Here is a 21,443-nt window from a genome sequence, read left to right on the forward strand (position 1 = left end):
TTCTTCGGGAGGTGAACCTGAGTGATGTACCCTTGTCAGACCTTAAGGAGGGGGTTATCGGGCATACTCGTTTTTGTGAACTTTGGCTGCGCGATTGGTATTAGGCACTTCGCCTCGCCAGGTCAGGTATACTCTCCCCGCCTATGACGCTTGCGGACTTTGGCTGGGCGATTGTGCGCATCGCCATTATGCTGGGCTTTTTGCTGAGCGTGCTGCCTGTGGTGATTTGGCTCGAACGGCGCGCGCTGGCATGGTTCCAGAACCGCATCGGACCCAACCGCTTGGGACCGTTCGGGCTGCTCCAGCCGATGGCGGACGCGGTGAAGTTGTTTTTCAAAGAGGAGATTGTGCCCGCGAGCGCAGATCGGTTCATCTGGGCGCTTGCGCCTGCGCTGTCGCTGTTCCCTGCGCTGGTGGCGGCGGCGACCATCCCGTGGGGACCGAACCGCCTGCTGACCCCTGTGGCGGATGTGGACATCGGGGTTCTCTACTTTTTGGCGATGTCGTCGCTGGCGGCGTATGGGGTGCTGCTGGCGGGCTGGTCGTCGAACAACAAGTATTCGCTGCTGGGCGGGCTACGCTCGTCGGCGCAGGTGATTAGCTACGAGTTGGGAATGGGGCTGGCGCTGGCGACGGCGGTGCTGGCGGCGGGCAGCTTCCGCATGACGACGATTGTGGAGATGCAGGCGCAGCCGCTGTGGGGCATCGTGCCGTTTTTGCACAACTGGCTGATTTTCACGCCATGGGGGCTGATTGGCGGCGCGCTCTTTTTCGTGTGCATGCTGGCGGAGACGAACCGTGCGCCGTTTGACCTGCCCGAAGCCGAGAGCGAACTCGTGGCGGGCTACCAGACCGAATACAGCAGCATGAAGTTCGCCGCGTTTTTTATGGGCGAGTATATCGCGATTTTGGCGATTTGCGGGGTGATGACGACCTGTTTTCTGGGCGGCTACCTCGCGCCGATTAACTGGTCGCCGATTCAGGCGTTGGGTGAGGGCGGCGGCTTCTGGGGCATCGTGGCGACGCTCACGAGCGCGTTGATGCCCCCGCTGTGGTTCGTGCTGAAGCTGTTCGGGCTGTTTTTCAGTTTCCTGTGGATTCGCGCGACGCTGCTGCGCCTGCGCTATGACCGGCTGATGAATATCGGCTGGCGATTCCTGATCCCCGTCGGGCTGGTGAACCTGGCGCTGCTGACGGTCTATGTGGTTGCGGGCTGGGTTCCCGCACTGATTGGCTACGCAGTCGCGATAGCGGTCTACTTCCTCGTGTTCGGCGTGCGGCGTCCCGAACGGCGCACGGTCGCGTTGCTGTCGGAGGCGCAGCCGTATCGCCCAAAGGAGGCGCAAAGTGGCTGAGCGAGTGTTGTTCTTCGCGCTGGCGATTGTGGCGATTGTGTCGGCGGGCGGTGTTGTGTTCTCTCGCAACCCTGTGCGCAGCGCGCTGCTGCTGGTGCTGAACTTCTTTACGCTTGCGTTGATTTACTTTATGCTCTCGGCGCAGTTCATCGGCGCGTTGCAGGTGATTGTGTACGCGGGCGCGATTATGGTGCTGTTCCTGTTCGTGATTATGCTACTCAATCTCGGCTCGCCTGAAGCGGTGATGCAGGAGCGCGATTTGAAGCGCCCGCTGGCGTACCTAATCGGGTTTGGCATTCTGGCGACGCTGGTCGGGCAGGCGTTCGTGCTGCTGCTGCCGATGACGCCGCAGCCTCCGTCGCAGGCGGGCACGGCGAAGGTGATTGGGCAAGCGCTGTTTACCCAGTGGGCGTACCCTGTGCTGTTGATGGGCGTGCTGCTCACGGTGGGCGTGATTGGCTCGATTCTGCTGGCGCGAAGGAGGGTTTCGTAGCATGGAGGCGGTTCCGCTGAATGCGTACTTGGTGCTGTCGGCGTTCCTGTTCACGATGGGCGCGATTGGCGTGGTGGTCAAGCGCAATCCCATCGTGATGTTTATGTGCATCGAGCTGATGCTGAACGCGGCGAACTTGGCGTTTCTGGCGTTCGCGCGGTATCAGACCGATTTGCTAACGCAAGTAGCGGGGCATATCTTCGTGCTGTTTGTGTTCGGCATCGCGGCAGCGGAGGTGGCGGTTGGGCTGGGCATCATCGTGGTCATCTTCCGCCTGCGCGAGAGCATCGATGTAGACGAGGTGAGCCTGCTACGCGGGTGAGGGTAGCTGCGTTTGCAAGAACGCCCGCGCCCAAGCGTCCGCCTGCAGCGCGTTCTCCAGCGTGGCAGGCTGTGGAGTGTGTGCTGTCATCGCCTGCTCCACAAGGCGCGGGATGTCCATGAACCGAATGCGTCGCCCCAGAAACGCTCGCACAGCGACCTCGTTCGCCGCGTTCAGCACAGTGGGCATCGTGCCGCCTGTGCGGGCAGCGGCATATGCCAGCTCCAGACACGGATAACGCGCAGGGTCGGGCGCTTCGAAAGTGAGTTGCCCCACCTGCTCCAAGCGCAGGCGCGGGAGTTGAATATCGGCGCGGTCAGGGTACAACAGCGCGTATTCGATGGGCAAGCGCATGTCGGGCAAGCTGAGCTGCGCAATCACCGAGCCGTCTACGAACTCCACCAGCGCATGCACGATGCTCTGCGGGTGAATCAGCACCTCGACTTGCTCCAGACGCAAGCCGAACAGGTGCTGCGCCTCGATGACCTCCAGCCCTTTGTTCATCATCGTGGCGGAGTCGACGGTGATTTTCGCGCCCATGTCCCAGTTCGGGTGCTGGAGGGCTTCCTCGACGGTGATGGCGTCGAAGGTGTGCAGGGGCCGCGTGCGGAACGGACCGCCAGAAGCGGTGAGGACGAGTCGCGCCACTTGGCTGGGCGCGCCCGCGTGCATTGCTTGGAACGCGCCTGAGTGTTCGCTGTCGATGGGCAGAATCGGCGCGTTGTGCTGGCGCGCGATTGTCATAACCGCCTCACCTGCGGCGACCAGCACCTCTTTGGTGGCGAGCGCGACGGTCTTGCCCGCCTGCAGCGCGGCGATGGTTGGCTGGAGCGCAATTGCGCCGCCGAGCGCGACGACGACGACATCCACCTCCGCGCGCTGCACCATCGCGCACAGCCCATCCACGCCTCGGTAGCGCACCTCTGAGAGTGCCCCGTTGTTGGGCGGTTCCAGCAGTCCCAGCGCGCGCACGCCGAACGCCTGCGCCTGCCCCAGAAGCGTCTTGTAATCGCGGTAGGTCGCCAGCCCCACCACTTGCAACCGTTCGGGCAGCCGCTGGATGACCTCCAAAGTCTGCTTACCGATGGAGCCTGTGGAACCCAGCACCAAAACACGCCGCATGCGCCGAAAGGATACCCCAAATGGCGCAAAATGTGCTATAATAGCCTTGCGGCGCGCGCGGACGCGCGTCGTGTGGGATATTACTGCAAATTCGCAGGAGGTCAATACATGGAAAGAGCCTATCGTCTCTTGGGATGCCTGACAGGTTTGTTGGTTGTTGGTCTTGCCTGTGCGGATTCGCCAATCACTCGCACCCCCATTTTTGTCAATAAACCGATTACGCCCGCATGGGCGCCGTTATGGGACTGGGAGCAGCCGCGCGATTGGGTGTTTCAGCACCGTGTGGTGGAGCATATTACGGGCATGCAGGGCGTCGGCGCGTGCTGCGCGGAGGGCGTGACGCACGACGGCTATCGGTTGCACCTGTGCTTTGCGCCGGGCACGCCTCAGTGGTATGTAGACTACATCTCGCGCCTAATTTTCGGCGATTTCATGCCCGCTTACGATGTGGGCGGTCGCTGGAGTTTCACCTCGTTTGGAAGCACTGGGTCTCAGGGGAACCCAATTCAGCTGCGCTGGAGTTTTGTGCCCGATGGGACACAGCTGCCAGGTGTTGGCGGCGGCACTGCGCCCAGCAACTTGATTGCCAGCATGAACAGCAAGTTCGGCGGCAACACGACGCTGTGGCAGAACCAGTTCCGCAACTCGTTTGCCCGCTGGTCGGAAGTTGCGGGGCTTCGGTACACGGAGGTCAGCGACGACGGCGCTCCTTTCCCAGATAGCCCTGGCTCCGCCACTGCGCCGCGCGGCGATGTGCGCATCGGCGGGCGCAACCTGGACGGCGCTGGCGGCGTGCTGGCGTTCAACTACCTCCCGAATGTCGGCGACATGGTCATTGATACCAGCGAAAACTGGCAGTCCAGCATAAACAGCTATCGCTTCCTACGCAATGTGGTGATGCACGAGCATGGGCATGGGATTGGTCTGCTGCATGTCGTGCCTGTCAACCAAACGAAACTGATGGAGCCGTATCTGAGCACGCGCTTCGATGGGCCGCAGGACGACGATATTCGTGGCGCGCATCGGCTCTATGGCGACCCCTACGAAGTGAACGGAACCGTTGCGACCGCTACGCCGATAGACCTGACCAACACAAACTTGGCGACGCTTGGCATGGCGAGCCTCGATCGCACAGGGGATGTGGACTTTTACCGCCTGATTGTACCGCCCAGTCGTCGAATCACAATTACCGTGACGCCTATTGGTGGCACTTATCAGGTGGGAGGTGACGACGGCAGTCCGCCCCAGACCACCATCGACACCCGCGCGATTCAGAACCTGCAGCTGGAGCTGCGCGCCCCGAACGGCACCACTATACTGGCGTCTGCGACCTCCAACGGCGTCGGGCAAGCCGAGCAGATTGCCAACTTCACCCTGTATCCTGCTGGAGGCACTTTTTATGTGCGCGTGTTCTCAGGTCCTGGCTCCACGAACGATGTGCAGCGGTACGAGTTGCGCCTGCAGACCGTGACTTTGCCGACAGGCGACATCGACGGCAACGGCTGCGTGGACGACGCCGACCTGTTGGCGATTCTTTTCAACTTCGGCGGCGCGAATCCGCGCTATGACCTGAACGGTGACAATATCATCGACGACGCCGACTTGCTACTGGTGCTGTTCAACTTCGGTAGCGGGTGTTGATGCCTTTCCCTCCCCTGCTCCTCTTCCACGCAGTGGAAGAGGAGCAGGGGGTGAGGACAAAGAGCCCTCCCTTGTTCACTCCTACTCCTCCTGCCCCTCGTATTTCTCTTTGAGGGCTTGCACGACGGACGGGTCGGCGAGGGTGGTCGTGTCGCCGAGCGCGCGCCCTTCGGCGATGTCGCGCAGCAGGCGGCGCATAATCTTGCCGCTGCGCGTCTTGGGCAAGTCGGCAGTGAAGAACACCTGGTCGGGGCGGGCAATCGCGCCGATTTTCTGCGCCACATGCTGCTTGAGGGCGTCCTTGAGGCTCTCGTCGGCAGTGTAGCCCTCTTTGATAATCACGAATGCCGCGATGCCCTGCCCTTTAATCTCGTGGTGGACGCCAATCACCGCCGCCTCCGCCACCGCATGGTGGTCAACCAGCGCGCTTTCGACCTCCATCGTGCTGAGGCGATGCCCCGACACATTAATCACATCGTCCACGCGCCCCAGCAGCCAGAAGTAGCCGTCCTCGTCTTGGCGTGCGCCGTCGCCCGTGAAGTAGATTCCGTCGTACTTGCTCCAGTAGGTCTGGACGAACCGTTCGGGGTCGCCCCATAGCCCGCGCGTCATCGACGGCCACGGGCGCGTAATCACCAAGTAGCCGCCCTGATTGGTTCCTACAGTCTCGCCCTTGTCGTTCAGGATGGCGGGGAAGATGCCAGGGAACGGTTTGGTCGCCGAACCAGGCTTTGTGGCGACGATACTCGGCAGCGGGGTGATCATAATCGCGCCCGTCTCGGTCTGCCACCAAGTGTCCACAATCGGGCAGCGTCCGCCGCCGATATGCTCGTGGTACCACATCCACGCTTCGGGGTTAATCGGCTCGCCGACCGACCCCAACAGGCGTAGGCTGCTCAGGTCGTGCTTGCGCGGGTACTGCTCGCCCCACTTCATGAAGGCGCGAATGGCGGTCGGCGCGGTATAGAGAATCGTCACGCGGTACTTCTCCACAATCGCCCAGAATCGGTCGCGGTCGGGATAGTCGGGCGCGCCTTCGTACATCACGCAAGTCGCCCCGTTCGACAGCGGTCCGTACACCAGATAACTGTGCCCCGTCACCCAGCCGACATCGGCGGTACACCAGAACACATCCTCGTCCTTGAGGTCGAACACCCACTTGGCGGTCAGCGTCACGCCCGTCATATAGCCGCCTGTGGTGTGCATAATCCCTTTGGGCTTGCCCGTCGAGCCAGAGGTATACAGCAGGTACAGCAGGTCTTCGCTATCCATCGGTTCGGCGGGGCAGGTCAGCGGGGCGGTTTGCATCAGTTCGTGCCACCAGTGGTCGCGCCCCTCTTGCATGTTCACGGTGTAGTCGCCGCCGATGCGCTGGTAGACGATGACCGTCTGCACCGAGTCGGTCTGGCGCAGGGCGTCGTCGGCGTTGCGTTTGAGGGGCACGATGGCGCCGCGTCGCCAGCCGCCATCGGCAGTAATCAGCACCTTCGCCTGCGCATCGCGGATACGGTCTGCCAGCGCGTCCGCGCTGAAGCCGCCGAACACCACCGAGTGCGGCGCGCCGATTCGCGCACATGCCAGCATCGCAATCGCTGCTTCAGGAATCAGCGGCATGTAGATACACACGCGGTCGCCTTTTTGCACGCCCAGCGACTTGAGGACATTCGCGAACTTTTGGACTTCGCGGTGCAGGTCACCGTAGGTCAGCACGCGCTCGTCGCCTGGCTCGCCTTCCCAAATCAGCGCCGCCTTATTGCGCCGCCAGGTCTGCGCGTGGCGGTCGACACAGTTATAGCACGCATTCAGTTTGCCCCCGATGAACCATTTTGCGTAGGGCGGGTTCCATTCCAGCACCGTATGCCACTTCTCGAACCAGTGTAGGCACTGCTCGGCGTGTTTCGCCCAGAACGCCTCGAAGTCCCGCGCCGCCTCGTCGTACACGGCGGGGTCGCTGATGTTCGCCCGCTTCACAAACTCGTCCGAGGGCGGGAACACCCGCGTCTCTTGCAACAGTGCATCAATCGCCGTCGGTTGCATCGTATCGCCTCCTTCACAGGGAGGATTCGGCGGGGCGCGGGCACTTCCTACCGAACGGTCGGGGTCTTACAGGCGTTCGCTATAGTTTCACTGTGCCTTTCTCTTGCAGGCGGAGCGCCCACTTGATGCCGCCCAGCAGGTGGCGCTGGTACGCCTCGTCCTGCCACACATCGAGCCGATGCCCCAGCGCGGTGTAGAACACGCGCCCCTTGCCATACTCGCGACACCACGCGAGCAGGTAGTCGCCCTCCTTACCTGCCTGCGGCGTGCCATCGTCAGGATGGCGATCCATCGAGAGCAGCACCTGCACGCGCGGGCGGTTGTTCTCCTTGAACAGGTAAATCTCGTCGAAGACGACCCATTCGGGCGCAAGGTGCGCGACGGCGGGATGCTCAGGCTGCTCCACTTTGGCGACCACTTTGGTCTGCCTGCCGTGATAGGCAAACTCGCCCTGCAGCATCTCCAGGTATTCGGGACGGTTGTGATAGGTGTCGGCGGCGGCATGGATGCCGATAAACACCTTGCCACTCTTCAGCCACTCCAGAAACGCCTTCAGATCGGGGATGCCGATGTCGCCTGTGGTGTTAAGGAAAATCACGCCGTCGTACTTACCCTCGTTCAGGAACTCTGGGGTGAGCATTTTCTGCACCTCGCTCGCGTCGCGGCAGTAGTCCACCGTGAAAACGCCGCTGCGCTCGCCAATCTCCGCCAATATCTTCTCGCCCAGTTCGATAGAGTCCGCGTGTCGGAAGCCTGCCGTGTGCGTGACCACGAGCAGCCGCTTTTTGCCTGTTTGCATGGTGCGGTTCTCCTTCTGTTCGACGGTGGCGTGAACACCCAGCCACCCTAAGATTCCCAACGCCAGTACCGCCGTCAGCGTTCGCATAGCGAGATTATACCTATCGTGTGGGGACGGTAGCATGTACGCCGCGTCGCCACGCAACGATTGCTTCACCGACCAGCCACACCGCCAACGCGAAAATCAGTGCGCTGAAGCCCAATAGCAGCGTGTTGCCCTGCAGCGCGAAGTTGCGCATCCCAATCACCAGTGCGGTGAGCGTCGCGACGAGCATAAACGCCATCGGCAGCAGCGTATACAGCGTCGGTCGCCCCAGCGAACGCAAATACAGCGAGACCACCAGCAGCGACAGCGCCGCCAAGAGCTGATTCGACGCGCCGAACAGCTGCCACAGCAGCGCGCCGACCGACTTCAGCTCGCCCGTGATGGGGTCAGGGGCTTTCAGCAACGCGAAAAAGCCGATTAGCCCCACTGCCAGCAGCGTGCTGAGCGTGGGGTTGGTCAGCAGCGCGATGCGCCATGCGCGTCCCAACTCCTGCAAGTTGTAGCGAATCAGGCGCGCGCCTGTGTCCAGCGTGGTCAGCGCGAAGCCGACCGCTACTGTCGCCACGAACACTTTAGCAAGCGCAAGCGGCACGCCGACCGCGCTGACAAGCGCACCCGCCCCATGCACGAAGTTCGCCAGCGCGCCCTTGCCCGCTGTAAGCCAGTCGGGGTAGCGCGCCTGCCACTCCGCGCCCAAGCCCGCCGCCACTGCCAGCAGCGCAAGCGTTGCCAGTAGCCCCTCCGTCAGCATGCCGCCGTAGCCAATCGGCAGCGCGTGGCTCTGGCGGTCTAACTGGCGCACGGTCGTGCCCGACGCCACCAACGAGTGGAAGCCCGACACCGCCCCACACGCAATCGTGATAAACAGTAGCGGGAACAGCGGCGGCGCGCCCACAGGCGCAGGATTGAACGCAGGCGCACTCAGCGTGAACCCGCCTACTGATGCGCCCGCAAGCAGCAGCCCCATGCCCAAAAACAGCTGGAACGAGTTCAGGTAGTCGCGCGGCTGTAGCAGCACCCACACGGGCAGCAGCGTCGCCACAAGCGCGTAGCCCAGCAGCAGGTAAGTCCAGCGCGAGGCGGTCAGCTCCCAGCCGAACAGGCTCGTGATGGGGTACTGCACGCCCAGCCACACAAAGAGAAGGCTTGCCACAAGCGCGGGCAGCGTGAGTTTCGCCAACGACACGCGATAGCGGTAAAACAGCACGCCCACCACAAGCGCGAGTCCAATCAGCGCGGCGCTGGGCAGCACCGCTTCGGGCACATGTCCGCCCTCTGCGCCGCCCGCGCCTGGCGCAAACAGGTTGGCGATGTTAATCACGAACACGCCCATCGCCAGCGCAATCGCGAAGACACCGAACAGCAGAAACAGCGTGCGCGCTCGCGCGCCCGCCACATCGTTCGCCAAGTCCGCCACGCTGCGCGCCCGATTGCGCATGGAACTATACATGCACCCCAAGTCATGCACCGCGCCAACGAAGATACATCCCAGCACAATCCACAGCAGCGCGGGAACCCAGCCCCAGATGACGGCTATTGCGGGACCCAGTAGCGGTCCCAGCCCTGCGATCGACGCGAAATGGTGTCCAAACACCACCAGTGGCGGCGCGGGCACAAAGTCGCGCCCGTCGCGCAAGGTGTGGGCAGGAGTCGGCTCCGAATTGTCCAGCGGGAACACGCGCGTCGCCAACCAGCGCCCGTACCAGCGGTACGCCAACACCAGCAGTATCGCGACGCCCAGCAGAATCGATAGCGCGCTCATAACCGCCACAGGGCGCTCGTCGCCCTATGACGCGGGATTCGTTGGGGGTGGGGCAGATTCCTGCAGGTGCGCCTCCAGGAAGTGGTCGTGCCCGACATAGTAATGTACGGAATGCTCGGCGGGCTTGAACCACACGATGCCCTTCGGCATCACGGCAAACAGCGGCTCCACGACGCGGTGCGCCTGCTCTAAGTCGATGCAACCGCCGTCGGCGCGCGCGACGCTGCAATGCAGCAGGTCGTCTTCGCCTTCGAACTGAACGATGTAGCCGTCCACTTCGGCGCGGTAGCGTTCGGCGGCGTCTAAACGAATCGGCAGCCCTGCCTGAAGGTCTTCAAGCAGGGCATCCAGCACGCGCCGAATCGGGTCTGGCATCGCTTACGCCTCGATGGACTTGACGCGCAGCACGGTCAGTTGCTGGCGGTGTCCCCAGCGTTTGCGCTCGTTCTTCTTGGGTTTATACTTGAAGCCGATGATTTTGGGCGCCTTGGTCTGCTTGACCACCTCAACGACGACCTTCGCGCCGTCCACATAGGGCGCACCGACCTTGATGCCATCGTCCGTGCGCACCATCAGCACCTCACTAATTTCGATCTCCGTACCTGGCTCCGCTTCAATCTTCTCCACGCTGATTACCGTGTTCGGCTCCACACGGTATTGCTTGCCGCCTGTCTGTATAATCGCATACATCGGTAGTTGCCTCCTGTTCAAGCGAAGATTATACCCCGCGCTCGTTGCGCGACACTTTTCCTGGCAGACGGACACAAGCACCGCACTTGTAGCGGGCGCAGGGGGCAGAGTTTACAGTTGCCCCCCTCCTGCAGGTTCCCCCCGCTTCGCGAGGGGAACCAAGCCCATCGGTTCCCCCTGCGAGCAGGGGGAACCTTAAGGAGGGGGTCTTCAATCTCGCTGGTTTTCGTAAATTTTGCCCACGCGGTTGGTATAATGTGCCCCCTTGACTGGCAGCATCTCATCAAGTGCCGTGCGTCAGCACGAGGCGCGCTATCCGCTCGCCAATCACTTCCAGCAGCGCTTCGTCCGATTCGTCGAACGCGCCGACCTCAGTACCGTCCACATCAATCTGCCCCAGAATCTTGCCCGTGTCGGGATGGCGAATCAGCACCACGATCTCGGAGCGCGTTTCGAGATTGCAGGCGAGGTAGTTGTCCAGTTCGCGCACATCCTCGATAATCTGGTTCATGTTCTCGGCGACGGCGGTGCCGCACACCCCGCGCCCGACAGGGATGCGTACATGTTCCGTCGGCGGTCCGACATACGGTCCCAGCACGAGTTCGTTGCCCTTAAGCCAGTAGATGCCCACCCAGTGGAAGTGGGGCAGGCGGTCGTGCAGGTGCTGCATCAGGCGTTGGAGGCGTTCCTGCACGGGCAGGTCAGACGCCTCCAGAATCGCCTCCGCTTCCAGAATCACTTCGGTCGCGAGCGTGTCGTCTATCATAGGCGGCTACTTTTTGTCGTCAGACTTCGGCGCGTCTTTTGATTTGGGCGTCCACTTCTCCAGCACGACGGCTTTCTGAATCGTGTCGCCGACGCGCACCTCGTCGATAATCTCGATGCCTTCCACGACCCTACCGAAGATGACATAGTTGCCATCCAGTTGGGGCAGGTCTTCGAGGCAGATGTAGAATTGGCTGCTGGCGCTGTCGGGGTCTTGGGCGCGCGCCATGCCGATTGCGCCGCGTTTATGCTTGAGGTTGTTCGGCTCGAACTTAATATTTTTGCCTGAACCGCCTGTGCCCAGGTTAGGGTGTCCCATCGGCAGTGTCTTCGACTGCGGGTCGCCCGCCTGAATCACGAATCGGGGCACAACGCGGTGGAAACGAATCCCGTCATAGAAGCCTTCTTTGACGAGGTTCAGGAAGTTCTCGCTGGTCTTGGGCGCTTCCTTGAGGTCTAACTCGATGACCAAATCGCCCTTACCTTCAATCGTCATGCGCACATAGGCGACCTTCGGTTCAGGTGTGGCGGGTGTTTCGGCAGGTTTTACGGGCTGCTCTTGTTGTTGCGCGGTTTCACTGGGTTGGGTCTGTTCCACCGATTGCGACTGGCAGGCGCACAGCAGCAGCGCCAGCGCAGGTAGCACCCAGCGGTGTGCGAAGCGTATTTTCAGGCTCATAGCGCGTCTCCTCCTTGCATGGGGTGTATTGTACCTTACTGATTTAGCCCGCGCTACTCTGCCTGCTTGAGCGCCTCTTCGAGGGTATGCCACGCGAGGGTGGCGCATTTGACGCGCACGGGGAAGTGGCGCACGCCTGCCAGCGCAGCAATATCGCCCAGCGTTTCAACATCGCCCTCCATCTCGCCCTTGACGAGCGCGAGTACCCGCTGAATCAGCGCGTGCGCCTCCTCCAGCGTCTTGCCCTGCACGGCTTCGGTGAGCATCGACGCCGACGCTTGGCTAATCGAGCAGCCCCGCCCGCGAAAGCGCACTGCCTGAATGCGCTCGTCCTGCACGCGCAAGTCCAAGATAATCTCGTCGCCGCAGGAGGGGTTGAAGCCTTCCTGCGTGATTTTGGGCGGCTCCAGTTCGCCCCTGCCACGCGGCTGGCGGTAGTGGTCTAAGATAATCTCCTGATACAGTTCGTTGAGCGTGGTCATCGGCGGCTCCTGCTACGCGCGTGCCAGCCCGAACACGCGGCGCACTTCATCCAGCGCGTCAATCAGCGCGTCGATGTGTTGGGTGTCGTTGTAAATCGCGAGGCTGGCGCGCGCGGTCGCTCCGCCCAGCCGCTCGCCCAGCGGGTGCGCACAGTGCAGTCCCGACCGTATCGCCACATCGCGCGTGTCCAGCACGGTCGCGATGTCGTGCGGGTGGATGTCGCCCAGCGTGAAGGCGAAAATGCCTGCGCGGTCGGGAATCGGTCCGTACAAGCGCAGGTCGGGCACTTCCTGCAGGCGTTGCAGCGCGTACTCGGTGAGTTCGCGCTCGTACCGCTCGATGGCGTCGCGCCCGATGCTGTCGATAAAGTCCAGTGCGGCGTGCAGTCCAATCGCTTCCCCAATCGGAGGCGTGCCCGCTTCGAATTTCGCAGGCGGCTCCGCCCACACCAGACGCTCCCAGCGCACGACTTGCACCATCCCGCCGCCGACTTGATACGGCGGCATCGTCTCCAGCAGGGCGCGCTTGGCGTACAGCACGCCAATCCCTGTCGGTCCGTAGGCTTTGTGCCCCGAAAAGGCGAGGAAATCGCAATCGATGGCTTGCACATCGATGGGCATGTGGGCGATGCTTTGCGCGGCGTCCACCAAGCACAGCGCGCCTGCCGCGTGCGCCCGCTGGCAAATCTCGGCGACGGGGTTCACCGTGCCCAGCACATTCGAGACATGCGAGACCGCCACGAGGCGCGTGCGCTCCGTCAGCAAGCGGTCTAACGCCTCCAAGTCCAGCCTGCCGTCGTCGGTGATACGCCACACTTTCAGGTGCGCCCCTCGCTTCTCGGCAAGACGCATCCACGGCAAGAGGTTCGCGTGATGCTCCATCTCGGTGACGATAATCTCGTCGCCCGTGTTGACGAAGGTCTCGCCCCAACTGCTGGCGACGAGGTTGATGGCTTCGGTCGTGCCGCGCGTGAAGACAACCTCGGCAGGCTCGCGTGCGTTGATAAACTGCGCGACGCGCGCCCGCGCCGCCTCGTACAGCTCGGACGCCTTCGCGCCCGCTCCATGCCCCCCACGATGCACATTCGCGTTATGGTGTGCCCAGAAGTGGCTCACTGCCTCAATCACGGCGTAAGGCTTCTGCGTGGTCGCCGCGTTGTCTAAGTAGATTACGCTCCGCATCTCAGGATGCGGCTGGAAAAACGGAAACTGCTTGCGAATCTCGCCTGCGTCCAAAGTGTAAGTCGCTGTCATACGCATCGCCTCCAAAAGTTTACTCCATATAGACCCACACGAAGCCGTCCTCTTCCTTGACCTGAAATGCCTTGATGGGGCGCACAGCAGGCAGCCCACGCGCCTGACCTGTGTACGGGTCGAACTTCGCCCCGTGATGGGGGCACTCCAGCAGGTCGCGGTGAATGCGTCCAGGCAGACCGTCCGCCTCCGAGAGCGCCAACTTCTGGTGCGAACACTGATCCAGCACCGCGAAATAGCCTTTAGACGCCCGCCCGATTAGGATACGCTGCCCGTTCAACTCGACGGTACGGAACTCGTTTTCCGATAGCTCCGTTGGGATAGCCTTCAGCCACATCGTCGGCTCCTGTATTTAGCGTGGCTAAATTATACCCGACTTCGCGTGGCAGGCGCGTAGACGCGCGCACTTCTGAAGGTCAGGGCGACCACGAGGCATGCCCCCAGCAACCACAGCGCAGTGGCAATCGGTCGCTGAATCCAGAATGCCAGTCCTGCCATCGCGCCTCCCTGCACGAGCCAGATGCCCAGCGGCGTCAGCGCGCGCGACTCGCGCCATTCGGGCGCAATCCGCAGATACAGCCAACTCAGCAGCGCGCCCGTCGCGAGCCAGCCAAGCCAGTTCTGCAACGGCATGCCGTAAAACGCGCCGTCCACCTCCCAAAACCAATACACGAACGCCGCCGAGCCAGGGTTGACCTTGGAGGTGGAGACCGCCGCGTCCATCGCCACATCCCACAGCGTTAGCAGCGCGGCTGCACTGAGCGGAACCCACCGACGCGGCGCGCCCAGCATGAAACTCAGATGCAGCGCAGGGTAAAGCATCATAAACCACGAGGGCGGGATTAGGTACGGCACATGCCCCAGAAACTTGGGTCCCAGCCGCTCGGTATAGGTATAGGGTCCGAAGGGGAAGCCTGTAAGCGTGCCGATGAGTTCAATCGCGCCTGCCAGCACGACGCAGATGCTTAGTAGCCACAGCGTCGACCGCCAGCCCTGCGTGTGCGCCATGTGCAGCAGCGACGCGCCGATGCCCAACACGACCAGCGCAATCCCCAACTGCATCGAGAGGCGGTTGTAGTCCAGCAGGGGCAGGTTCTGCACCCCGCGGAACAGCAGCCCGCTGCCAATCACCGTCGCTGCCGCGACCAGCAGGCTCAGCCCCAGAAGGAGTTGCGCCGCGCGTCGCATCACAGCATCCACAGCGAGTTCTCCAACACCTGCTTGAGCGTCTGCAGGAACTGGGCGCCGACCGCGCCGTCCAGCACGCGATGGTCGCAAGAGAGCGTGACCTTCATCCGATGGCGCGCCGCTACCGTGCCGTCCTCTTGCACCACAGGCACGCGCTTGGTCGCACCCACTGCCAGAATCGCGCTCGCGGGCGGGTTGATAATCGCCGTGAACTGCTCGATGCCGAACATGCCAAGATTGGAGACTGTAAAGGTATTGCCCGTCATCTCGTCGGGGAGCAGTTTGCCCTCGCGCGCCTTCTGGATGAGCGACTGGGACTCCTGCGCGATGCGCCGCAGCGACTTACCCTCGCAGTGTTTCAGCACTGCTACCAGCAGCCCCTGCTCAACCGCGACAGCGATTCCGATATGTATCCCGTTCGGATGCACGATTTGCCCATTCTGGTAGGTCGCGTTGACGATGGGATGCTGCTCGATGGCGACGGCGCACGCCTTGACGATGAGGTCGTTGATGCTGATGCGCAGGCTCTCGTCCAGTTGGTTGAGCCGTTGGCGCAGGGCGAGCGCCTCTTCCATATCGATTTCCATCGTGAGGTAGAAGTGGGGGATGGTCTGATGCGCTTCGGTGGTGCGCTGGGCGGTGATTTGGCGCAGGCGGTTGAGTGTTTCGACGCGCGCTTCGGCGGGCGCGGCGGCGACGGCAGGCGCGGGTATCGGCGCAGGCGCAGGGGCGACGGTCGCCTGGCGCGATTCGAGATACGCCAGCACATCGCGCTCCACGATGCGCCCTTTGGGTCCCGTGCCCCGCACTTGGCGCAGGTCGATGCCGTGTTCGGCGGCGATTTTACGCGCCAGCGGCGAGGCGAGGACGCGCTCCTCGCCGTTGGCGGGCGTAGCGGCGGCAGTGGTCGGCGTAGGCTCTGGTTGTGGCGCAGCCGCTGCGGTCGGCGCGGGCGCTTTGCCGTCGCCTTCGGCAGGCAGGCTTTCGCCTTCCTGTAGAATGTACGCCAGCGGCGTATTAACGGGCACGACGGCGTTCTCCGCCACGCGAATGCCGCGCAGCACGCCCGAAATAGGGGCTTCAATCTCCACTGTCGCCTTGTCGGTGGCTATCTCGGCGATGGGTTCGCCTTCCTGAACCGCGTCGCCCTCTTGCTTGAGCCAGCGTACCAGCGTGCCCTCTTCCATCGCGTCGCCCATCTTCGGCATGATAATCGTCTGCATAGTCGCCTCCTTATGCCACAATCTGCCGTACCGCTTCGATGACGCGCTGCTCGTTGGGTATTGCGAGCGCCTCGAGGTGCTTGTTGTAGGGCATCGGCACATCCGCGCCTGCTACGCGCAGCACGGGCGCGTCCAGATAGTCAAAAGTATGCTCCTGAATCTGCGCGGCGATTTCCGCACCGAAGCCGACGAAGCGCCAGTCGTCGTGCAGCGCGATTGCGCGGTGCGTCTTGCGCACCGAGCGGAAGACCGTCTCCCAGTCGCACGGGATTAGCGTGCGCAGGTCGATAACCTCCACCTCGATGCCTTCCTCCGCGAGTTGCTGGGCAGCGTTGAGCGCGAGTTGCACGCCGCGCGAGTAGGTGATGATGGTCACATCGCGTCCGGTGCGCTTCACATCCGCCACGCCGAAAGGAATCGTATACTCGCCGTCGGGCACTTCGCCCTTGGTCAGGTACAGGCGCGGATGCTCGATGAACATCACAGGGTTATTGTCGCGGATGGCGGTTTTCAGCAAGCCTTTCGCGTCGGCGGGCGTGCTGGGCAGCACGACCTTCAGCCCGGGCGAGTGCGCCAGCCACGCCTCCAGGCTGTGGGAGTGCTGCGCCGCGAGTTGCTTGCCTGGACCTGCAGGACCGCGTATCACCATCGGCACGGCGCACGCCCCGCCCGACTTGTAGAGAATCTTCGCCGCGTGGTTGACAATCTGGTCAAACGCCAGCAGCGCGAAGCTCCAAGTCATCACCTCTACGACGGGCTTGAGACCTTCGATGGCGGCGCCGATGGCGATGGCGATGAAGCCCGGCTCCGAAATCGGCGTGTCCCACACACGCTTGGGACCGTATTTCTGGAACAGCCCTTCCGTCACGCGGAAAGTGCCCTGATAGCGCCCGATGTCCTCGCCCATCAGGAACATGCGGGGGTTGCGGTCTAACTCCTCTATTAATGCCTCACGAATTGCTTCCCGAAAGAGTTTGGTTGCCATACGGTACTCCTCGCTAAACTGCGGATAGTGTACCTGATGGCGGGCTTTGGGCAGCGCGAAGGGCGAAACGGGTAGGTTAAGCAGTTAGAGGCTGTGCCCTTGAAGGCGTCTCCAGCGTTGCGCGTGGCTCCCAACGGTTGCGTACCTGCGCCATCAGGGGGTAGTTTCGGCAGCGGCAGGCGGTTTTTGCAGGCACTCGATGACAATTTGTCGCTCGGCGTCGCCCGTCGGAATCAGGCGCACCGCCCACAGATGCGCGACAGGCAACGGCGCGCCCCAGCGTTCGAGCCGCTCCGCCCACTCGATAGCAGCGACGCCGCCGCGCTCGAACACCTCGTCCAGCCCCAGCGTGTGCAACTGCGCAGCGGTCTCGATGCGATAGAGGTCGATGTGGAAAAACGGCAGCCCGCGCAGGGCAGAGGGCTGCTGAATGGTGTATTCGTGTGTCAGGGTGAAGGTCGGGCTGCGCACGGGTTCTGTAATGCCCAGCCCGCGCGCCAGCCCGCGAACGAAGGTCGTCTTGCCCGCCCCCAGGTCGCCATACAGCAGAATCGCCGTGTCGGGCATAAGCGTCTGCGCCCACTGCGCCGCGAACGCCTCCGTCGCCGCAGGGCTGTCCGAAACAAACTCAGTCGAGGTCATCCTCGTAGCGCTCAAAGCGAATCAAGAGCACCTGCGGGTCAACTGGCAGGTTATGCTCGTGAATCAGTTGCAAGATGCGCATATTCGTCTGCGCGACGACTTCGGACATCTCGCGGTTCATCTGCTCGATGCGTTCCAGCAGGCGCAGAATGATTTCCACGCCTGCGAGGTTGACGCCCATCTGCTGGGTCAGTCGCTGGATGCGGCGCAGGCGGGCGATGTCCGCTTCCGAGTAGAGGCGTTTGCTGTTGCCCACGCGGTGCGGCTGAATCAGCCCCAGTCGCTCGTACAGGCGCAGGGTCTGGGGGTGCAGCCCGCACATGCGCGCCGCGACGCTAATCAGGTACACCGGCTCGTCCGAAGGCGTCTTGTTGTCCCTCATACTTTCACCTCCTGTGTGGCGCGGAGGCGGCGCAGTTCTTCGAGCAGTTCGCGCTCGCGTGCGGAGAGGTGTTTGGGCACGGTGATTCGAGCGCGGGCGTAGAGGTCGCCGACTTTGCCCCTGCCCAGCGGCAACCCCTTGCCTGTGAGTCGGAACCGTGTGCCGCTTTGCGTGCCTGCGGGGACGCGCATTTTGACCGCGCCGTGCGGCGTTTGCACCTCCACCTCGCCGCCGAGAATAGCCGTCAGGTAGTCGACATCCACTTCGGTGTAGAGGTCGTCGCCTTTGCGTTCGAAGCGCGGGTCGGGGGCGAGTTTGATACGCAGGTAGAGGTCGCCGCGCTGTCCGTTCGCGCCTGCCGCGCCTTCACCCGCCAAGCGCAGCCGTTGCCCCTCGGCGACGCCCGCGGGGATGTTGACCGTGAGGGTGCGCGTGCGCATCACTGTGCCCTTCCCGTGACAGGTTGGGCACGGCGCGCCGACGATTCCTGTGCCGTCGCACTCGTCGCAGTGCATTTCCAGCCCGAACATGCCGAATCGTCGGCGTCCAGTGCCGCCGCACGCGCGGCAGGTTCGGCGTCGGTCGGGCGCGACGCCCATGCCGTTGCATGGGCTGCACGGCTCCTCCATGCTGAGTTGAATCGTGCGCGTTGCGCCGCGAATGGCGTCCTGCAGGCTGATTTCGAGCGTCTGCTCGATGTCGCGCGGGGCGCGTTGCACGCGCAGCCCGCCGCCTCCCCCGCGCAGCAGGTTCTCAATAAACTCGCTGAAGTCGCCGAAGCCCCCAAACGGCGACTCGAAGCCGCCTGGCGGAAAGTTCTCGCCGTACTGCTCGCGCATGCGCTGGTAGGCTTGCCACTGCTCGCCGTAGCGGTCATACGCCGCACGCTTTTCGGGGTCGGACAGCACTTGGTACGCTTCGTTAATCTCCTTGAACTTCTCTTCGGCGACTTTATCGCCTGGGTTGACATCGGGGTGATACTTGCGCGCGAGTTTGCGGTACGCCGCCTTGATTTCCTTCTCGTCGGCGTCTCGCGGAACGCCCAGAATCTGGTAGTAGTCTTTGAAGTCGCGCATGGTATGCACCCCCGATTAGGGCGCGGCGGGGCGACCGCCGCGCCATAGGCGTTTACTTCTCCTCGCGGTACTCGGCGTCGATCACATCGTCGCCGCTGGTGGCTGTCCCGCTGGTCGCGCCTGCGGTCGCGCCCGAATCGCCGGCGTAGCCCGCCGTGCGCTGCTGATAGAGTTGCTCCGTGATTCGGTAGGTGAGGCTCTCCAGTTCGCCCATCAGACTAATCGCGCGTTCGGCGTTCTGCTGTTGGATAGCCTCGCGGATGTCTCGAATCAGCGTTTCGGCGCGTTCGCGGTCGCTCGCGCTGACCATCTCGCCGTGTTCCTTGAGCAGCCGCTCGGTATCGATGGCGAGCTTTTCGGCGCGGTTAAGTTGCTCGGCTTGCTCGCGCAGTTGGCGGTCGCGCTCCGCGTTCGCTTCTGCCTCGCGTACCATGCGCTCGACCTCCTCGCGCGTGAGGTTCGTCGAGCCAGTGATGCGGATGCTCTGCTGGCGTCCCGTGCCGAGGTCTTTCGCGGAGACCTGCAGGATGCCGTTCGCGTCGATGTCGAAGGTCACCTCGATTTGCGGCACGCCAGCGGGCGCGGGCGGGATACCGTCCAAGTGGAACACGCCGAGCAGTTTGTTGTCGCGCGCCATCGGTCGCTCACCCTGATAGACGCGCACCTCGACGCTGGTCTGCCCATCCGCCGCGGTGGTGAAGATTTCGCTCTTGCGCGTCGGGATGGTCGTGTTGCGCGGGATTAGCACGGTGAAGATGCCGCCCTTGGTCTCGATGCCCAGCGAGAGCGGGGTGACATCGAGCAGCACGATGTCTTTGACCTCGCCTGCCAGCACGCCCGCTTGAATCGCCGCGCCGATGGCAACCACCTCGTCGGGGTTGACCCCCTTGTGCGGTTCCTTGCCCGTAATCTGGCGCACCATCTCCTGTACCTTCGGGATTCGCGTCGAGCCACCCACCAGAATCACCTCGTCGACCGCGCTGGGCTTGAGACCCGCGTCCTCCAACGCGCGGAAAATCGGTCCCTTGAGCCGCTCGAACAGGTCGGCGCACAGGTCTTCGAACTTCGCGCGCGTGAGCGTCATATCGAGGTGCTTGGGACCGCTCGCGTCCGCCGTGATAAACGGCAGGTTAATCGTGGTGGTCGTCACGGTAGAGAGTTCGATTTTGGCGCGTTCGGCGGCTTCTTTGAGGCGTTGCAGCGCCTGTCGGTCTTGGCGCAGGTCGATGCCGTGCTCTTTCTTGAACTCGTCGGCGAGGTAGTCGACGATGCGCTGGTCGAAGTCGTCGCCGCCGAGGTGCGTGTCGCCCGAAGTGGCTTTCACTTCGAATACGCCGTCGCCGACCTCCAGAATCGAGACATCGAAGGTGCCGCCGCCGAGGTCGAACACGAGGATGGTCTCGTTGCTCTTTTTGTCCAGTCCATAAGCGAGCGCAGCAGCGGTCGGCTCGTTGATGATGCGCAGCACCTTCAGCCCCGCGATTTCGCCCGCGTTTTTGGTGGCGGTGCGTTGCGCGTCGTTGAAATAGGCGGGCACGGTTATCACTGCCGCGTCCACCTTCTCGCCCAGATAGGCTTCGGCGTCCGCTTTGAGTTTCTGCAGCACCATCGCCGAAATCTCTTCGGGACGCAGTGTCTTATCCAGCGCAGGGATTTGAACCGCCGCATCGCCCTTACTGTCAGCGACCACCTTGTAGGGCACGCGCTTGCGCTCCTCTTCCACCTCGTCGTAGCGTCGCCCGATGAAGCGCTTGATAGAGAAAATCGTGTTTTCGGGGTTCACGATGGCTTGCCGTTTCGCGGGCGCGCCCACGAGCCGCTCGCCCGTTTTCGTAAAGCCAACCACCGACGGGCACAAGCGACCGCCTTCCGCCGTCGGAATCACCACAGGCTCGCCGCCCTCCATCACGGCAATCACCGAGTTCGTCGTCCCCAAGTCAATCCCAACAACCTTGCCCATAGTCAGCCTCCTATCGTTATTTTCGTCCGCTGCGGAGAGTTTCCACAGCCATAGATACCTCTGACGCAAGGGAAAAAGTTCCCGTTTTTTGAGTGGTGCGATTATACCTGACTTGAGTGGGGTATTGTCAAGTTCTGGAGGGGTGGAAGAGGGTGTCGAACCGATTATACCAATCGCGTAGGCAAAATTTACGAAAACCAGCAAGATTGAAGACCCCCTCCTTAAGGTTCCCCCTGCATGCAGGGGGAACCGAATGGGCGCGTGGCTCGGTTCCCCTCACGAAGTGGGGGGAACCTGCAGGAGGGGGGCAATTGTAAACTCTGCACTTGCGATTGGTATTACTCCTCGCCAAGTTCGGCGAACAGTTCGCTGAGGGGCAGTTGGAAGTCGGGCAGCACGGGGTCGCCTGTGAGCGTGTCGCCTTCGCGCAGCACACGGATCGGCTGATTAGGCTGGTACACCTCCACCACGCGCCGCTGCGGGTCGACCACCCACACCACCTGCACGCCTGCCTGCAACCATTCGTCCACCTTGTCGCGCA

General features: G+C 62.6%; 23 protein-coding genes. 4 read left to right on the plus strand and 19 right to left on the minus strand.

The features are described 5' to 3' along the window. Positions 1-143: 143 nt before the first annotated feature. Genes NW848_RS11370 through nuoK form a run of 3 tightly spaced genes read left to right on the plus strand, consistent with a single transcriptional unit; the run spans position 144 to position 2,170 of the window. Positions 144-1,355: a complex I subunit 1/NuoH family protein gene (locus NW848_RS11370; RefSeq protein ID WP_414511108.1), complete on the plus strand. Its 1,212-nt coding sequence runs from the start codon at positions 144-146 to the stop codon at positions 1,353-1,355. Continuing rightward, positions 1,348-1,848, plus strand: coding sequence for an NADH-quinone oxidoreductase subunit J (locus NW848_RS11375; RefSeq protein WP_414511109.1), 501 nt, complete (start codon positions 1,348-1,350; stop codon positions 1,846-1,848). Before NW848_RS11370 ends, NW848_RS11375 begins: the two co-directional genes overlap by 8 nt. 1 nt (position 1,849) lies before the next feature. Further along, complete coding sequence (gene nuoK / locus NW848_RS11380) at positions 1,850-2,170, plus strand: NADH-quinone oxidoreductase subunit NuoK (RefSeq protein ID WP_414511110.1); 321 nt, start codon at positions 1,850-1,852, stop codon at positions 2,168-2,170. Here nuoK and dxr read toward each other — a convergent pair. Continuing rightward, positions 2,159-3,292: a 1-deoxy-D-xylulose-5-phosphate reductoisomerase gene (gene dxr / locus NW848_RS11385; protein ID WP_414511111.1), complete on the minus strand. Its 1,134-nt coding sequence runs from the start codon at positions 3,290-3,292 to the stop codon at positions 2,159-2,161. The genes nuoK and dxr overlap by 12 nt on opposite strands. Before the next feature lie 108 nt (positions 3,293-3,400). Here dxr and NW848_RS11390 point away from each other — a divergent pair, with 108 nt between their 5' ends. Then, on the plus strand, positions 3,401-4,933 hold the full coding sequence (locus tag NW848_RS11390; RefSeq protein WP_414511112.1) for a matrixin family metalloprotease: 1,533 nt from the start codon (positions 3,401-3,403) through the stop codon (positions 4,931-4,933). 81 nt (positions 4,934-5,014) lie between these two features. On the opposite strand, the gene acs is transcribed toward NW848_RS11390, so the two are convergent. The 18 genes from acs to NW848_RS11480 all read right to left on the minus strand — a co-directional run. Further along, complete coding sequence (gene acs, locus NW848_RS11395; protein ID WP_414511113.1) at positions 5,015-6,970, minus strand: acetate--CoA ligase; 1,956 nt, start codon at positions 6,968-6,970, stop codon at positions 5,015-5,017. Between the two features lie 79 nt (positions 6,971-7,049). Further along, entirely contained in the window at positions 7,050-7,856 is an 807-nt protein-coding gene (locus NW848_RS11400) for a ThuA domain-containing protein (RefSeq protein WP_414511114.1), read from the minus strand. Positions 7,857-7,869: 13 nt separating this feature from the next. Beyond that, positions 7,870-9,576, minus strand: coding sequence for a carbon starvation protein A (locus NW848_RS11405; RefSeq protein WP_414511115.1), 1,707 nt, complete (start codon positions 9,574-9,576; stop codon positions 7,870-7,872). Between the two features lie 24 nt (positions 9,577-9,600). Continuing rightward, entirely contained in the window at positions 9,601-9,951 is a 351-nt protein-coding gene (locus NW848_RS11410) for a hypothetical protein (protein WP_414511116.1), read from the minus strand. Positions 9,952-9,954: 3 nt separating this feature from the next. After that, the gene (gene rplU, locus NW848_RS11415; RefSeq protein ID WP_414511117.1) at positions 9,955-10,266 is read right to left on the minus strand and encodes a 50S ribosomal protein L21; all 312 of its coding nucleotides are present in this window, start codon (positions 10,264-10,266) and stop codon (positions 9,955-9,957) included. A gap of 283 nt (positions 10,267-10,549) precedes the next feature. Then, positions 10,550-11,032: a GAF domain-containing protein gene (locus NW848_RS11420; protein ID WP_414511118.1), complete on the minus strand. Its 483-nt coding sequence runs from the start codon at positions 11,030-11,032 to the stop codon at positions 10,550-10,552. A 6-nt stretch (positions 11,033-11,038) separates the two neighbouring features. Continuing rightward, positions 11,039-11,710 (minus strand): peptidylprolyl isomerase, encoded by a 672-nt coding sequence (locus tag NW848_RS11425; protein WP_414511119.1) that lies wholly within the window; start codon positions 11,708-11,710, stop codon positions 11,039-11,041. A gap of 53 nt (positions 11,711-11,763) precedes the next feature. Next, positions 11,764-12,192, minus strand: coding sequence for a Fe-S cluster assembly sulfur transfer protein SufU (sufU, locus tag NW848_RS11430; RefSeq protein WP_414511120.1), 429 nt, complete (start codon positions 12,190-12,192; stop codon positions 11,764-11,766). 12 nt (positions 12,193-12,204) lie between these two features. Further along, complete coding sequence (locus NW848_RS11435; RefSeq protein ID WP_414511121.1) at positions 12,205-13,446, minus strand: aminotransferase class V-fold PLP-dependent enzyme; 1,242 nt, start codon at positions 13,444-13,446, stop codon at positions 12,205-12,207. A 19-nt stretch (positions 13,447-13,465) separates the two neighbouring features. Continuing rightward, complete coding sequence (locus NW848_RS11440) at positions 13,466-13,783, minus strand: Rieske (2Fe-2S) protein (protein WP_414511122.1); 318 nt, start codon at positions 13,781-13,783, stop codon at positions 13,466-13,468. Positions 13,784-13,812: 29 nt separating this feature from the next. Next, a complete protein-coding gene (locus NW848_RS11445; protein WP_414511123.1) occupies positions 13,813-14,634 on the minus strand; it encodes a carotenoid biosynthesis protein in 822 nt (273 codons plus the stop codon). Beyond that, positions 14,634-15,857, minus strand: a complete 1,224-nt coding sequence (locus NW848_RS11450) for a dihydrolipoamide acetyltransferase family protein (RefSeq protein WP_414511124.1) — start codon at positions 15,855-15,857, stop codon at positions 14,634-14,636. Before NW848_RS11450 ends, NW848_RS11445 begins: the two co-directional genes overlap by 1 nt. A 10-nt stretch (positions 15,858-15,867) precedes the next feature. Further along, positions 15,868-16,842, minus strand: coding sequence for an alpha-ketoacid dehydrogenase subunit beta (locus tag NW848_RS11455; protein ID WP_414511125.1), 975 nt, complete (start codon positions 16,840-16,842; stop codon positions 15,868-15,870). Positions 16,843-16,995: 153 nt separating this feature from the next. Further along, complete coding sequence (gene tsaE / locus NW848_RS11460; protein WP_414511126.1) at positions 16,996-17,484, minus strand: tRNA (adenosine(37)-N6)-threonylcarbamoyltransferase complex ATPase subunit type 1 TsaE; 489 nt, start codon at positions 17,482-17,484, stop codon at positions 16,996-16,998. Beyond that, entirely contained in the window at positions 17,471-17,866 is a 396-nt protein-coding gene (locus NW848_RS11465) for a heat shock protein transcriptional repressor HspR (protein WP_414511127.1), read from the minus strand. Before NW848_RS11465 ends, tsaE begins: the two co-directional genes overlap by 14 nt. Further along, positions 17,863-18,942, minus strand: coding sequence for a molecular chaperone DnaJ (gene dnaJ / locus NW848_RS11470; protein ID WP_414511128.1), 1,080 nt, complete (start codon positions 18,940-18,942; stop codon positions 17,863-17,865). The genes NW848_RS11465 and dnaJ overlap by 4 nt, the downstream gene beginning before the upstream one ends. A gap of 52 nt (positions 18,943-18,994) precedes the next feature. Next, positions 18,995-20,902 (minus strand): molecular chaperone DnaK, encoded by a 1,908-nt coding sequence (gene dnaK / locus NW848_RS11475; protein ID WP_414511129.1) that lies wholly within the window; start codon positions 20,900-20,902, stop codon positions 18,995-18,997. Positions 20,903-21,240: 338 nt separating this feature from the next. Beyond that, on the minus strand, positions 21,241-21,443 hold a 203-nt coding region (locus tag NW848_RS11480; RefSeq protein WP_414511130.1), incomplete at its 5' end, for a Uma2 family endonuclease.

Source organism: Synechococcus sp. RC10A2 (genome assembly GCF_047502605.1).

What these genes read in the sequence shown, in the direction of transcription:
- NW848_RS11370 (WP_414511108.1), top strand. Translation starts at nt 144, where the DNA reads ATGACGCTTGCGGACTTTGGCTGGGCGATTGTGCGCATCGCCATTATG.
- nuoK (WP_414511110.1), top strand. Translation starts at nt 1,850, where the DNA reads ATGGAGGCGGTTCCGCTGAATGCGTACTTGGTGCTGTCGGCGTTCCTG.
- dxr (WP_414511111.1), bottom strand. Translation starts at nt 3,292, where the DNA reads ATGCGGCGTGTTTTGGTGCTGGGTTCCACAGGCTCCATCGGTAAGCAG.
- NW848_RS11390 (WP_414511112.1), top strand. Translation starts at nt 3,401, where the DNA reads ATGGAAAGAGCCTATCGTCTCTTGGGATGCCTGACAGGTTTGTTGGTT.
- acs (WP_414511113.1), bottom strand. Translation starts at nt 6,970, where the DNA reads ATGCAACCGACGGCGATTGATGCACTGTTGCAAGAGACGCGGGTGTTC.
- NW848_RS11400 (WP_414511114.1), bottom strand. Translation starts at nt 7,856, where the DNA reads ATGCGAACGCTGACGGCGGTACTGGCGTTGGGAATCTTAGGGTGGCTG.
- NW848_RS11405 (WP_414511115.1), bottom strand. Translation starts at nt 9,576, where the DNA reads ATGAGCGCGCTATCGATTCTGCTGGGCGTCGCGATACTGCTGGTGTTG.
- NW848_RS11410 (WP_414511116.1), bottom strand. Translation starts at nt 9,951, where the DNA reads ATGCCAGACCCGATTCGGCGCGTGCTGGATGCCCTGCTTGAAGACCTT.
- rplU (WP_414511117.1), bottom strand. Translation starts at nt 10,266, where the DNA reads ATGTATGCGATTATACAGACAGGCGGCAAGCAATACCGTGTGGAGCCG.
- NW848_RS11420 (WP_414511118.1), bottom strand. Translation starts at nt 11,032, where the DNA reads ATGATAGACGACACGCTCGCGACCGAAGTGATTCTGGAAGCGGAGGCG.
- NW848_RS11425 (WP_414511119.1), bottom strand. Translation starts at nt 11,710, where the DNA reads ATGAGCCTGAAAATACGCTTCGCACACCGCTGGGTGCTACCTGCGCTG.
- sufU (WP_414511120.1), bottom strand. Translation starts at nt 12,192, where the DNA reads ATGACCACGCTCAACGAACTGTATCAGGAGATTATCTTAGACCACTAC.
- NW848_RS11435 (WP_414511121.1), bottom strand. Translation starts at nt 13,446, where the DNA reads ATGACAGCGACTTACACTTTGGACGCAGGCGAGATTCGCAAGCAGTTT.
- NW848_RS11440 (WP_414511122.1), bottom strand. Translation starts at nt 13,783, where the DNA reads ATGTGGCTGAAGGCTATCCCAACGGAGCTATCGGAAAACGAGTTCCGT.
- NW848_RS11445 (WP_414511123.1), bottom strand. Translation starts at nt 14,634, where the DNA reads ATGCGACGCGCGGCGCAACTCCTTCTGGGGCTGAGCCTGCTGGTCGCG.
- NW848_RS11450 (WP_414511124.1), bottom strand. Translation starts at nt 15,857, where the DNA reads ATGCAGACGATTATCATGCCGAAGATGGGCGACGCGATGGAAGAGGGC.
- NW848_RS11455 (WP_414511125.1), bottom strand. Translation starts at nt 16,842, where the DNA reads ATGGCAACCAAACTCTTTCGGGAAGCAATTCGTGAGGCATTAATAGAG.
- tsaE (WP_414511126.1), bottom strand. Translation starts at nt 17,484, where the DNA reads ATGACCTCGACTGAGTTTGTTTCGGACAGCCCTGCGGCGACGGAGGCG.
- NW848_RS11465 (WP_414511127.1), bottom strand. Translation starts at nt 17,866, where the DNA reads ATGAGGGACAACAAGACGCCTTCGGACGAGCCGGTGTACCTGATTAGC.
- dnaJ (WP_414511128.1), bottom strand. Translation starts at nt 18,942, where the DNA reads ATGCGCGACTTCAAAGACTACTACCAGATTCTGGGCGTTCCGCGAGAC.
- dnaK (WP_414511129.1), bottom strand. Translation starts at nt 20,902, where the DNA reads ATGGGCAAGGTTGTTGGGATTGACTTGGGGACGACGAACTCGGTGATT.